At 69.0% G+C, this 12184-nt stretch carries 9 protein-coding genes; 2 read left to right on the top strand and 7 right to left on the bottom strand.

The annotated features are described in order from the left end of the window. Positions 1 to 353 precede the first annotated feature (353 nt). From VGZ32_RS04565 to VGZ32_RS04545, 5 genes are all read right to left on the bottom strand, one after another. On the bottom strand, positions 354 to 3026 hold the full coding sequence (locus VGZ32_RS04565) for a hypothetical protein (RefSeq protein ID WP_326884538.1): 2673 nt from the start codon (positions 3024 to 3026) through the stop codon (positions 354 to 356). 295 nt (positions 3027 to 3321) lie between these two features. Continuing rightward, positions 3322 to 4080 (bottom strand): GntR family transcriptional regulator, encoded by a 759-nt coding sequence (locus VGZ32_RS04560; RefSeq protein WP_326884537.1) that lies wholly within the window; start codon positions 4078 to 4080, stop codon positions 3322 to 3324. Between the two features lie 13 nt (positions 4081 to 4093). Continuing rightward, positions 4094 to 5239, bottom strand: coding sequence for an ROK family protein (locus VGZ32_RS04555; protein ID WP_326884536.1), 1146 nt, complete (start codon positions 5237 to 5239; stop codon positions 4094 to 4096). 312 nt (positions 5240 to 5551) lie between these two features. Further along, positions 5552 to 5782 (bottom strand): hypothetical protein, encoded by a 231-nt coding sequence (locus VGZ32_RS04550; protein WP_326884535.1) that lies wholly within the window; start codon positions 5780 to 5782, stop codon positions 5552 to 5554. After that, entirely contained in the window at positions 5779 to 6438 is a 660-nt protein-coding gene (locus tag VGZ32_RS04545) for a sigma-70 family RNA polymerase sigma factor (protein WP_326884534.1), read from the bottom strand. The genes VGZ32_RS04550 and VGZ32_RS04545 overlap by 4 nt, the downstream gene beginning before the upstream one ends. Before the next feature lie 246 nt (positions 6439 to 6684). Here VGZ32_RS04545 and VGZ32_RS04540 point away from each other — a divergent pair, with 246 nt between their 5' ends. Further along, on the top strand, positions 6685 to 8049 hold the full coding sequence (locus VGZ32_RS04540) for a hypothetical protein (protein WP_326884533.1): 1365 nt from the start codon (positions 6685 to 6687) through the stop codon (positions 8047 to 8049). 116 nt (positions 8050 to 8165) lie between these two features. Here the strand turns inward: VGZ32_RS04540 and VGZ32_RS04535 are convergent, their stop codons facing one another. Next, positions 8166 to 9206, bottom strand: a complete 1041-nt coding sequence (locus VGZ32_RS04535) for a hypothetical protein (protein WP_326884532.1) — start codon at positions 9204 to 9206, stop codon at positions 8166 to 8168. A 299-nt stretch (positions 9207 to 9505) separates the two neighbouring features. Here VGZ32_RS04535 and VGZ32_RS04530 point away from each other — a divergent pair, with 299 nt between their 5' ends. Beyond that, positions 9506 to 10975, top strand: a complete 1470-nt coding sequence (locus VGZ32_RS04530; protein WP_349263482.1) for an ATP-binding protein — start codon at positions 9506 to 9508, stop codon at positions 10973 to 10975. An 89-nt stretch (positions 10976 to 11064) separates the two neighbouring features. On the opposite strand, the gene VGZ32_RS04525 is transcribed toward VGZ32_RS04530, so the two are convergent. Continuing rightward, a complete protein-coding gene (locus VGZ32_RS04525; protein ID WP_326884530.1) occupies positions 11065 to 12177 on the bottom strand; it encodes a hypothetical protein in 1113 nt (370 codons plus the stop codon). Positions 12178 to 12184 lie beyond the last annotated feature (7 nt).

Genomic DNA, 12184 nt, shown 5'->3' with positions numbered 1-12184 from the left:
CCGTTCCACCCCCGTGCCATGTTCAAGATCAGATACCCGCGATGCGCATAAGATCACGGACGCGGACCGCGCCACAAGATCCCGAGGGTGAATTTATGGTTCCGTTACCTTCCCTGAGGACGAACCCTGAGATGGAGCGGGGAGTCGGGGTGCCGTCGTGTTCGACTGCGGAGTCGACGGCGCCGCTGCCGACCTCGTGGAGGTCCTGGCGCCCAGGCGCCGCGGGCGGCGGCGAAGCCGCCGGGAACGAACATGAGCCTCGGCGCTCAGGACCTTCACTCACGATGAGTTTTTGGCGTAGGCGGCGGTCGCCGCGTGTCCGAAGAGGCCGCAGGCGGCTCCGGCGGGGATTCCTACCGGATGTCGAAGCGGTCGACGAGCATGTAGGTGCCGGATTGCTTGGTCAGGATCAGGGTGTGCAGACCCAAATTCAACCCGCTGACGGTGTAAAGCGCCTGCTGGACCTGGCGCGTCGAGGTGGAGGCGTTGATGTTCGGCTCTGCGGTGCCGTCGAGCGTGACGCCGATGACGCCTTCGTCGGAGTAGGTCTCGCTGTAGTAGGTGATCCCAGTGCCGTAGAAGGTGACGGTCGCACTGTCGCCGTTGTTAGTGGTGGCGTGCACATCGTCGTCGTAGTCGCCGTAGCCGCGGAATCCGCTGTCGAACCAGGCGCCGGTGTAGCCGATGGCGAGGCTGGCGTCGTCGATGCGCCCGGTGGCCGGCGCGTATTGCGCGGGTACGCCGGCCTGGGACATCAGCGTCCGAGCGGCGGTGGGCCAGGCGCCTCCGGTGGCGATGGTCGCCTGGTTGAAGGTGATGTTCGTCCCGTTGTCGTTGTAGCTCGCGTTGTCGCTGTAGTTGTCGTGGATGTCGATCGTGTTGATGGTCGGGGTCCACATGCCGACCCAGTCGCTGCCGCCGAATTCGGTCACGTTGTCGTAGGTGTTCCAGCAGGAGCTGCCTTCGTCGTGGTAGAGCATGTTGTTGGTGTGGTTGCCGTCGGCGACGACGTTGCCGGACACGGTGGAGTACTGCTGGCAGGGCCCTGACGGGACGCCGGTGCCAAGGCCCTGTCCGCCGTTGGTGTAGATCGGGCCGCCGTCGTAGAGCACGCCCATGACGTCGTGTATGTAGTTGTCCGTGATCTGGTTGCCCTCTGCGTAGTCGGTGCCGTGGCGGCAGACAGACAGGCCCTGCCTGGCCTGAAGCGAGCAGTCGGACTGCCAGCCCCAGCCCCAGCCGAGCGAGATGCCGGAGTAGGGCGTGTATCCGATGTCGTTGTGGGTGATGGCCAGGGCGCGGGTGTAGCCGGCGAAGATCCCGACGGTGTCGCTGTAGTTCTGGCCCACGAAGGAGATCTCGTTGTCGGATAGCGTGTCGCCGCTGGTCATGAGCGTGGTGTTGGTCTGGAAGTAGTCATCGACGTTGCCGACCGAGATCCCGCCGCCGGCGGTGTCGGTGATCGTGCTGCCGGTGACCGCGGAGTTCTGAGTACCGTCGGCCAGCGCGACGGCCGTCGCGCCGAGGTGCTGGAACACGTCGCCGGAGAAGGTGATGTTCGTGCCGCGGGAGACGGTGACGGCCGCCGGCACCAGGACGGGGGCGATCGGGGTGACGGTGGGGTCCCACAGGACTCCGGCCTGGTTGTCGAGGTATCCGGCGGTCTGCGGGGTGTTCCAGGTGGTGCCGGTGAAGGTGACGCCGGAGAAGGTGATGTCGTGGACCGGGGCGATCGGGGTCGGGGTGGCCTCGAAGCCGTCGACGGTCAGATACATGCCGCCGGTCTTCGTCAGGGTGACGGTGTGCGAGCCCTGCGACAGGCCCTGAACCGCGTAGACGACCTGCTGGGCAAGGCGGGTGCTGCCGGAGGAGTTCTCGGTCCACGGCTGGCTGGTGTCCGGCTTGCCGTCGACGGTGACCGTGAAGGTCCCCTCATCGCTGTAAGTCTCCGCGAGGACCTCGAGGCCAGTGCCGGTGAACGAGTAGCTGACGCTGCCGCCGTTGGCCTGGGTTGCCTCGACGTCGTCGCCGAAGTCGCCGAGCGAGCGGCCGGAGGACAGGAACCAGCCGGAGCCGGAGTAAGCGGTCCCCGGGGCGTTCTGGTTGACCGGGGTCAGGTGGCCGGGGGTGCCCTGCAACGTCACCAGGCTCTGCAGCAGCGGCAGTTCGACGTCGGCGGTGGCCATGTTCTGCCCCGCACGCGGGATGTAGTAGAGGTAGTCGCCGGCGGTGTCCAGGTAGAACTGGCCGGGCTGGGTCAGCAGTTGGTAGGCGTTCTGCACGTAGGAGATGCCGGACATGGCCGGCAACCCGTTGCCGTTGAACGGGAAGTTCGGGTTGGGGACGTTCGTGTGGTTCGCGTTCCAGCAGCTGGACAGGATGTTGATGTTCGCGCCGCCGGAGGCCGGGGTGATCGAGGCGACCGGGCAGGATTCGTGCTTCCAGTCGTTGTCGTCGACCACGTCGATGCGGGACTGGCCGGTGAACGAGGCGTAGGAGGCGTCGGTGGTGAAGAACCCTGTCGAGGTCACGGACAGCCCGGCCGGAGTTCCGGCGCTGCGCGCGAGTTGGGCGCGCTGGCCGTCGACGAACAGCTGCCGGCCGCCGGTCGCGGCCTGGGCGGCGGTGACCGGGGCGCGCCAGATGTTCAGCCCCGCGTTGTACTGGGTGAAGCCGGTGACCTGGTCCGCTCCGCTGAAAACGGGGACCTGGCCGCCGACGGCCTGCCAGACCACCTGGTATCCGTTGCTGCCCGAGTCCGCCGGGCCGAGTTGGAAGGTCGAGGGCAGACGGTAGACGCCGCCGTACAGGTCGACGTCAATGTTCACGGTCATGCTCCGGTTCATCGTCTCGACCAGCGCCCGGGCGCCGGTCAAGCTGCACGGAGCGCTGCTGGTGCACGCGGTGCCGCTGCCAGTGGGCGAGGCGTACACGGTGACCGGGCTCGCGGCTCGTGCCGGTACAGCAGTCAGGGCGGCGGCAAGGCACGTAGCGGCGACGAGGCCGATGCGCTCGAACGACTTCACGGGGCCCTATCTCTCCTCTCAGTGGGCTGACCGGACAGTCGCAGGACCATGAGACCCGGCTTCGGGCGCGACGGATCGTCAGGAGGCTGAGCTGTCCATCCGGCCAACCGGGCGCCGCGGCTGGATGACGCTCATGGTTCACACCGCCGACCGCACCGTCAAGAGCAGTCATCGGATAAATCTCGCGTGAGCAAAGGGCCTTGATTCACATTGGGCCAGGCCAGCAGAACCGCGAGACTCCAAGCCCTTCAAGGTGATCCGATGAAAGTCGCCTGGGCGTTCGAGCCCTGAGTGCCTACGGGGTCGCGGGGGCCGGCGGACGGGAGATGTGTGCGACGAAGGAGTACCGGTCGCCGCGGTACCAGGTGCGCACCCACTCGACCGGTTCGCCCTCGGCGCTGTGGCTGTGCTGGGAGACCAGCAGCATCGGCGCGCCGATCTCGGTGCCGAGCAAGGCGGCCTCGCGCGGCGCGGCCGGCGCGGTCTCGATGGTCTCCACGGCGTGGGTGACGCTGACGCCGTACTTATCGCGCAGCACCTCGTAGAGGGAGCCGGTTCTGGCGACCGCGGTCGCGAGGCCGGGATAGCGGCGGGCGGAGACGTGGATGCGCTCGAGCGCCATGGACGTGCCGTTCACGATGCGCAGCAGCTCCATAGACAGCACCTGAGCGCCCTGCCGGATGCCGAGGCGCGCGGCGAGCTCGCGGCTGGCCGGGATGCGTTCGGCGGAGAGGAAGGCAGTACGCGCCTGCAGTCCTTCGGATTCGGCGTATTCGGTGAAGCCGGAGACCATCAGCGGCCACGCGAGTTTGGGCTCGGCCACGTAGGTGCCCGAGCCCTGGCGGCGCACCAGCCGACCCTCGGCGACCAGTTCCGTGACGGCCTTGCGAACCGTCGTGCGCGAGGTGCGGCACGCCACCGCGAGGTCGCGCTCCGGCGGGATGGGCTTTCCCGGCGGCAGCTGCGAGATCCGCTCGACGATGTGGCCCTTCACCTTCAGATACCTGGGCTCGCGTAGGCCTTCCACCGGCGTTTCCACAGCATCCGTCTTCACTGCGTTCCCCTGTTCAAGCATCGATCATGGACCAGAGCAGGCCGAGCTCCTTGTGCGCCGCGGATGCGGCGGCGCCCAGCAGGGTGCCGTTCCATCCGAGCCGGGAGTACTCGACGGTGATGTGGCCGCCCAGGTAGGGCAGGTTGTCGGCGAGTGCGCTTCGGATGTCCTTAAGCAGACGCGGCCCCAGTGCGCACACCGGTCCGCAGATCACCGTGTGGCGCACGTCGAGCAGCTCGTAGACCAGCTCGAGCAGCGCGGCGATGTTGACCGCCGCGCGCCGTGCGGCCTCCTCGTCGAGGCTGCCCTCGGGCTGCTCGCCGCGCGGGGTCAGCTGCAGCGACTGGGGCCGTCCGGTCAGGACGCTGAGACGGGCGGCCGCCTCAAGGCAGCCGGTGCGCCCGCACTCGCAGCGCAGCTCGTGCGTGCGCAGGTTCAGGTGACCCACCTCGCCCGCGCCGAAGTTCTCGCCCTGGAAGAGCGCGCCGGACAGGATCAGTCCGGCGCCCACGCCGTCGCCGACGTACAGCGCCATCAGCGTCGGTGCCGGATCGTCGCTGAGCGCCGCCTCGGCGAGCGCGCACGCGTCGCTGTCGTTGATCAGGTGGATCGGGTAGCCCAGCCGCTCGCCCAGCCAGCCGCCCAGGTCGAAGTCGCTGCGGTGCAGCAGCACCGACCGGGCGATCAGTCCTCGATGGTCGACGACCCCGGGCACCGCGACGCCGACGGCGAGCACGCTGCGGCCAAGGTTTTCGGCCATCTTCCGCACCGCAGGCACCAGGGCCTCGATCATCTGCTCGGGCTCGCCGAGTTCGTCGTGCTGCTCGATGATGCGCCCGCGCAGCGAGAGCGCGGCGATGCGGAATCCGTCGCGGATCAGCTGCACGCCCAGCACGGCGAACAGCCGCTCGTCCAGGTCCAGCAGGATCGGCGGCTTGCCGCCGACGGACGGCCCGACCCCGACCTCCCGCACCAGGCCCCGCTCCAGCAGTTCGGCGACCAGCCCTGAGACGGTCGCCGTGTTGAGCCTCGCCAGCCGCACCAGGTCCGCGCGCGAGATGGTGCCGCGCCCCTCGCTGATGTGCTGGAGCAGCAGCCGTCGGTTCACGGCGCGCACATCGGCCGGCGTGGCCTTTCCCGTGGTCCGCAAAGACTCCATGGCCGCTTCTGGGGTCGTGGTGGCGCGTGCGAAGTTTCCTTGGAAGGTAGCGTTAGCTTCCAAGGAAAGTCAATGGTCTCGACCAATTCCATCGGGTAGCGGTACGACCAGGCATGCAACCCCCCGTACCCAGTCACGAACCGAGAACACACGCACACGAGCAACGATGCTCGCGAGGGGTGGCGGCCCGTCTGCGTCAGTGCGGAAGGGTTGCGTGCTGCCCGGCATGCCGCGATCGACCGGGTTCGACCCCGTCAGCTTGCCGTCCTTAAGGAAGATCGCGGTTACCGCGCGGCGAAGCGCCGTCGGCGGTTACCCGTCCGCGACGGTCACCCTGATGGCCGCGACCAGCCCTTCGAGGTCCTCGGCGCACGGGCCGCAGTCCCGCATATGCGCGGCCACCTCCGGGTACCGTCGCCTGGCCGCGTCGGGATCGGCGAGCGCGATTTCCGCGTAGACGTGGAGCAGTTCCATCGCCCCGCCGCATCCCGCGTCGTCCGGGTCGGTCTGCAGGAAACGGTCCAGGGCGGGCCAGCCGCTCATGGGCGCCTCCCTGGTTTCTCGTGCAGATAGCCGTGAGCGACGAGGCTCGCGCGCAGCTTACGCCGTGTGTCGAACATCGTCTTGTAAAGCGCGTTGCGGCTGGATCCCAGCTTCGCGACCAGCGCGTCCAGCGGCACACCGTCCACCACGACCGCGGTGAACACCTGCCGCTGATGCTCCGTCAGCTCCTGCTCGACGGCCCGCCGCAGCGCGCGGACCAGGTCGCGCCATTCGGACTCCCGGGCCGGGTCGAGGCCGAACCTGTCGGGCAGCCGGTCCCAGTCCCCCGCCTCCAGCACGGCCGCGGGCTGGGACCAGAAATGGCGCCCGATCTTGCCGGACACCTCGAAGACGACGAACTTGTACGCCCAGGTGGTGAAGCGGCTCTCGCCGCGGAACTCGCCGATCTTGGCGAGGATGGCGAGCACCGCGTCCGCGGCGGCCTGGTGCGCCAGATCGTCGAGTTCCGGGCCGGATATCCGCAACCGTGCACCGCGGCGGCGCACCTCCGCCCGCGCTACGCGCAGCAGCATCTCGTGCAGCCGGGCCGTGGCGCGCTCCCGCTCGACCCCCGTGGCACTCAGCGCTCGAACCCACTCGTCCGGGGCCGACGGTGCGTCTACGAGCGGTTCGGGCGGCGCTCCCGGTGCTGTCATGGTCGTCAAGCTACTCCCCCGCTCTGGCCTGCGACGCCGTCACCTGCCAGGCCCAGCGTGGCCGCCACCTGCCGGAACAGCGCAGAAGACCCTGCACGCGCAGTGGCCGACACGTCATTCCTTCGTAAGCACCTTTCGGCGTAAGACCCCGCAAGCGGCTGACGCCAACTTGCCGAGCGACACAGCGGCGGGGAAACCGCCGTCCTGGATCCGGTGTCGCCGTCAGGAATGCGGAAAGGACGAGAGATGAAGATCTCGACACGACGATGGTGGCCAGCGGCTGCCTTAGCGGCCGCCACCGCGGGAGTGCTCGCCACCGTCGTGCCCGCCGGCGCTAACGCAGCGCCGGCTGCCCAGACAACCAAGGCGTCGGGCGAGTCGACCGGTCTCGGTCCGCTCAGCGGCCTGCTGCCGAGGGACCATCTGACCCTGGAAAGCGCCCTCCAGATCAACCTGAGCAACGAGACCGCGCGGCTGCCGCTGTATCCCGGTATCGCGTACAAGGGCACCTCGCACGAGGAGAAGGTCTGGTACGTGCTGCTGGATGCCTCCGACGCGGGGGCCGCGGACGATCTGGGGGTGAACTACGCGCCCAAGCTGGCCAACATCGCGATCGGCGACCCGGCCGCCGTGCAGACCGTGACGCTGGAGAACCCCACGCCGAAGGCCAACCCGTTCGGCCCGGCGGTCCTCGACTTCGCCGGCGCGCCGGACTTCAGCCCCACCCGTATCGCGGTCCCCGGCCCGAACGGGTTCCCGCTGGCCGAGTTCCAGCCCGGCGCGGTGGCCGGCCCCGGCTACAGCCCGTTCATCAAGATCGCCGGCTCCGACACCGTCTACGACGCGCCGATCGTCGCCACCGGGGACGGCCCGTTCGACGTGACCACCCACACCGACACCGGTGACCGGGTGCTGGGGGTCCACATCGCCGGCCCCTCCAAGCCCGGCCAGTTCGCCGAGTCTTGGGTGGACATGCTGTTCGTCAAGGGTTTCGACGCCGGCCAGCCGATCGTCTACATCTCCACCGACGCCGGCCAGCCGCTGACCGCGGTACTCGAGCGCGCGACCTATGTGCCCGCGCTGAACGACGTCTCGTTCAACGGCGGCGACGACTTCCTCGGCTCGGCCCGCGAGCGGCTGTTCGGCTTCGTCAACGGGCAGACCGGGGTCGACAACCCGAACGCGCAAGGGTTCCAGCATCTGGCTCTGGACGGCATGGTGGGCAAGGACGCCTCGCTGAGCGACCCGGCGTTCATCAATGCCCTGCGCAACGGCGGCGACCTGCTGAACGTGTTCGGTGACTTCCCGACCCTGACCGACCCGCGGCACTCCAAGGCTTACAGCCCGCTGTGGGACGCGCAGCTCGGCCTGTGGACGCCCAAGGCGATCAAGGAAGGGCTGGACACCCGCCAGATCGACGAGAACCAGGTGTTCAACCTGGCCGCCACCCGGCCCGACCTGCTGACCGGGGTCGACCCGGCCACCGGCCAGCCCGAGCCCTACGGCTCGGTCGGCGTCGACATCGACTGCGCGGTGCTCGGCTACATCAACCAGCCGCCGACCGCCAACCTGGCCGATCCCGCCCCCAACTCCCAGTTCCCGCCGCGTTGACCGACGGCGGTAGCCAACCCGCGGTAACCACGCCGCAGTAACCACATCGCGCTCCGGCGGTGGGCCCTACCCGGGCTCGCCGCCGGAGCCATGCCCGGCGCTGATACCGCTACCGGCTACGACGGCAAGCCCACCGCCCACACCGGACTGACCGCCGCCCCCCGCAACTGTTTCGGGTGACCGGATTCGCACCCGAGGCGCAGCACCGTGCAGCCGGTGTCCGCGGCGTGCCGCAGCGGCGCGTAGATGAGGACCTCGGCGTAGGCGAGGGTGCGCGCGGGGATGCCGTTGCAAAGACCGATCTCGTACATCTCGATGACGCGGCCGCATCGGCGGCCGAACGCGGCGGCAAGCAGCGAACCGTGCGCGTCGCGCAGCGCGAAGGCCAGCGCGACGCCCGCACCCTGGCCGATCCAGCGTTCGAGCCGGTACTCGACGAGCTGCGGGTGTTCGTCCTGGCCGTGATTCGCCTTCACGTCGATGATCAGGGGCGCCGCCTCGGCGAGGATCGTCGCGGGATCGACGAGCTCTGCGCGCAACCCCTGCTGTTCGAGCGCGCGCACGTCGCGGACCACGACGGAGCGGCGGCTGCTCTTGAGCCCGGCGATGTAGCCGTCCCAGCCCGGTTCGGCCAGCTCGATCGCGTTGAACTCGCTGACCTGCTCGCACGTGTAAGGGGCCTGCGGATCGTCCCACGCGGCCCGCTCCGCGTCCGGCACATAGAGCGCGATGCCGTCCAGACCCTCCCGCCGGGCGTGATCGAAGCCGGCGCGGGCCAGGGCGCGCCGCACGTCCGCGGCCCGCGAAGCAGACAGCTCCGGTAACACCGAGCAGCCGGAGGCGAGATCGAAATGGCCGCCGATGAGCAGGTACTCCTCGGCCTTCGCGGCCGTGGCCAGGCCCGGCGCCCGCAGCCGTGGATCGAACAGCTGCACCGGGAATCGGTCGCCCACGATCTGGCTCATCGGCATCAGCCCAATGACCTGCCCGCCCTCGCACGCCACTGCCATCCAGTGCCGCCAGCTCGGGGTGCGCACCATCTCCCGGACGCGGCGGGGGTGGACCGCGAGCGCGTGGGTGGACCACTCCGCTTCCCACGCCTCCTGCGGCACGTCCGCCGGTGCGAGCACGGACACGGTCATCGGCTCATGCGTCATCAGCTGGGGCCTTTTCCAGTGCGGCATGCTCTCGGGTCGCGGCCGTGCTCCCGCTCTACCAGCCGATCCTCGACACCGTCTCCTGACCGGCGCTGTCGGCCCGCTTGCGCGCGGCCAAGGAAGCCGGAACCCCCGCCTTGCGACGCTCGGTTACGCGCCCCTCAAGTGCGCGGCACCGTACACATCTGTCTGTCATAGCGATCACGTATCCACCCAGGGATACGTGGCCATGCCCCATCAAGGAGCACCTCATAGGAGTCGAGTTATAATAACTCGACTCCTATGACGAGAGGCCTCGCGTGGACAAGCCTGCGGAGATGTTCGACCGAGATCGGGAATGGGCTGCGCTGACCCGGTTCGTCACCGATCCCCAACCGGGTGCCACCCTTGGCGTGGTCTCCGGCCGCAGACGCCAGGGCAAAAGCTTCCTCTTGCAGGCGCTGTGCGAGCAGTCCGGCGGATTCTACTTCTGCGCCCAGGAGGGTACCGACGTCGAATCGCTCGCCTTCCTCGGCGAAGCGCTGGCCCGGTACCTCGGCTCGCCCGCCCCGCTGCGCCTCGACGACTGGCGCGCCGCCATCGACGCACTGCTGGACCTGGGCCGAGAGCAGCCGGTGACGGTGGTGCTCGACGAGTTCCCCTACCTGGCCAAGGCCAATCACGCCCTGCCCTCCGTCATCCAGGCCGCTTACGGTCCGCTGCGTCCTGAACGCCGCGACTCGCGCACGCGACTCCTGCTGTGCGGCTCGGCGATGAGCTTCATGGGCCGCATCCTGGCCGGCGACGCTCCCCTCCGCGGACGGGCGGGACTGGACATGGTGGTGCGCCCACTCGACCACCAAGCGGCCGCCGAGTTCTGGGAACTCGACGATCCGCGGCTGGCGTTGCAGGTCGGCGCGATCGTCGGCGGCACGCCAGCCTATCGGCGCGAGTTCATCCGCAACGACACCCCCGCCGGGCCCGAGGACTTCGACCCGTGGGTGGTGCGCACCGTCCTGGACCCGAGCAGCCCGCTGTTCCGCGAGGCGCGCTACCTGCTGGCCGACGAAGCCGAGATCAACGACACCGGCCTCTACCACTCCGTGCTCGCCGCCGTGGCGACCGGCAACCACGCCCGCAGCGGCATCGCCGGCTACATCGGGCGCAAGTCGACCGACATCACCCACCCGCTCACCGTGCTTGAGGACATCGGCCTGCTCACCCGAGACGTCGACGCGTTCCGAGCCAACCGCAGCCACTACCGGATCGCCGAGCCGCTGATCACCTTCTACCACGCGATCATGAGGCCGATCTGGCCCGAACTCGAGCGCTCCCGCGACCTGTCCCGCATCTGGCAGCGCGCCCGCAAACGCTATGCCAGCAACGTGCTCGGACCGCACTTCGAGAGAACCTGTCGCGACTGGGCATGGCACATGGCGCCGCCGGACCTGTTCGACGACCACCCCAACCGGGTCGCCGCCGGCACCGTGGCCGATCCGTCCAACAAGACCAGCCACGAGCTCGACGTCGCCGTTTTCGGCCTCGCCGACGACGACAGTTCACCTCTGATCGCGATCGGAGAGGCCAAGAGCAACGACGTCGTCGGGGTGGGGCACCTCGACCGGTTGCGCCGCATCCGCGCTCTGCTCGTCGAGCAAGACCGCCCCGGTGCCCGAACCGCGAAGCTCCTCTGCTTCAGCGGCGCCGGATTCACCGACCAGCTCCGCCATGTCGCCGGAGGGGACGACGACGTCGTGCTCGTGGGCCTGGACCAGATCTACGGCCGCTGAGTACACGCCGAATGACTGCGCGGATGAGCCAAGTCATGTGCTCCTTGATCTCGCCACGTTCAGCCCCACGCCGCAGCCTGAGCCAGCAGTCACAGCGCGGCGGGCGAACGCTCCAGATGGTGGATCGCACGGAACAGCGCGACCCCGTCGAGCATCTCGGGCGGAGGATCGCGCCGCTCCTCGATGTGCGCCACCAGCCTCGGATCGGGCGAGAGCCCGTGCTGGTGGAGGTAGTAGAACACGGTGTCCGTCCAGATCCACTCGCCGTCGGTGCGCAAGTTGAGCGGCACGCACGCCCGGAGAGAGGGATCGATGACGTCGTCCAGCATCGCGTCGGTGACCGCGAGGGCGATGCCCGCATCCAGGTAGTACAGCAGCGCCTCGGCCTCATCCTCATCCTCGATCAGCGGGTGTCCGGCGTCGAAACCGCCGGCGCCGGTGGCTTCGTCGACTCGGTCGTACACCTGCGCCGACTGGAACGGCCGGCCGGGAGTCGCGGCCCACAGCAACGCGGAGCTCGATCGCGCCTGCGCTTGATATGAGCCGATCGGTTCCCAGGACTCGAAGACCTCGACCGACGGCGCGGTCACGCCCAGCCTGGACACGACGTTCTGGATGGCGGCCGTCGCGACCCACGGCGTGCCGCCCGGCACGACCTCGACGAGATAGACCGGGCGGGGGTCGGGATCGTCGACTCCGGCGTAGCGCCACGCCCGCCACAGGCCCACCGGCGCACCCGGCAACCCGACGGAGAACATTGCGGCCTGCTCGACCTCTGCGATCACCGCGGAGTCGACCGCGCCGAGCAGACCAATGGTCGCGTCATGCAGGAGCTCGGTGTCCGGGCCGAACGTCAAGTCCAGCGACGCTCCGACGCGCCCTCCGAGTTCCTTGAGTACCGATATCGGCCCGGGCGCGAACCAGAACGTCGGCGGCGGTGCCACCTCGTCGCCCGGAAGCCCGGGGATGTCAGCGTCGGGCCTCCCGAGCAGCGCCGCCAGTAGTTCCCGATCGTCATCGGTCAGGCGGATCGGCGCAGCCGTCACGGCGTCGACCACCACCGCGGCCGCCGAAGCTGTGGCACCGGGCCCGCCGGCGCCGAGCAGTCGCCGGGCCTCAGCCAGCGCCGAGTCGGGTATGAGTCCTGCCAGCCCGAGCAACATGCTGTGGCAGAGAACTGATTGTTGGTTGTCGTCGTTCACGGTCGTA

Source organism: Actinocrinis sp. (assembly GCF_035938995.1).
GTDB lineage: Bacteria > Actinomycetota > Actinomycetes > Streptomycetales > Catenulisporaceae > DASZGI01.
Note: the sequence above shows the minus strand (reverse complement) of the source record. Positions and strands in the feature narration are given on the sequence as shown.

Coding starts and splice junctions, on each gene's coding strand:
- VGZ32_RS04550 (WP_326884535.1), bottom strand. CDS start 5,782: ATGAGCGGCTGGCCCGCCCTGGACCGTTTCCTGCAGACCGACCCGGAC.
- VGZ32_RS04555 (WP_326884536.1), bottom strand. CDS start 5,239: ATGGAGTCTTTGCGGACCACGGGAAAGGCCACGCCGGCCGATGTGCGC.
- VGZ32_RS04540 (WP_326884533.1), top strand. CDS start 6,685: ATGAAGATCTCGACACGACGATGGTGGCCAGCGGCTGCCTTAGCGGCC.
- VGZ32_RS04535 (WP_326884532.1), bottom strand. CDS start 9,206: ATGACGCATGAGCCGATGACCGTGTCCGTGCTCGCACCGGCGGACGTG.
- VGZ32_RS04545 (WP_326884534.1), bottom strand. CDS start 6,438: ATGACAGCACCGGGAGCGCCGCCCGAACCGCTCGTAGACGCACCGTCG.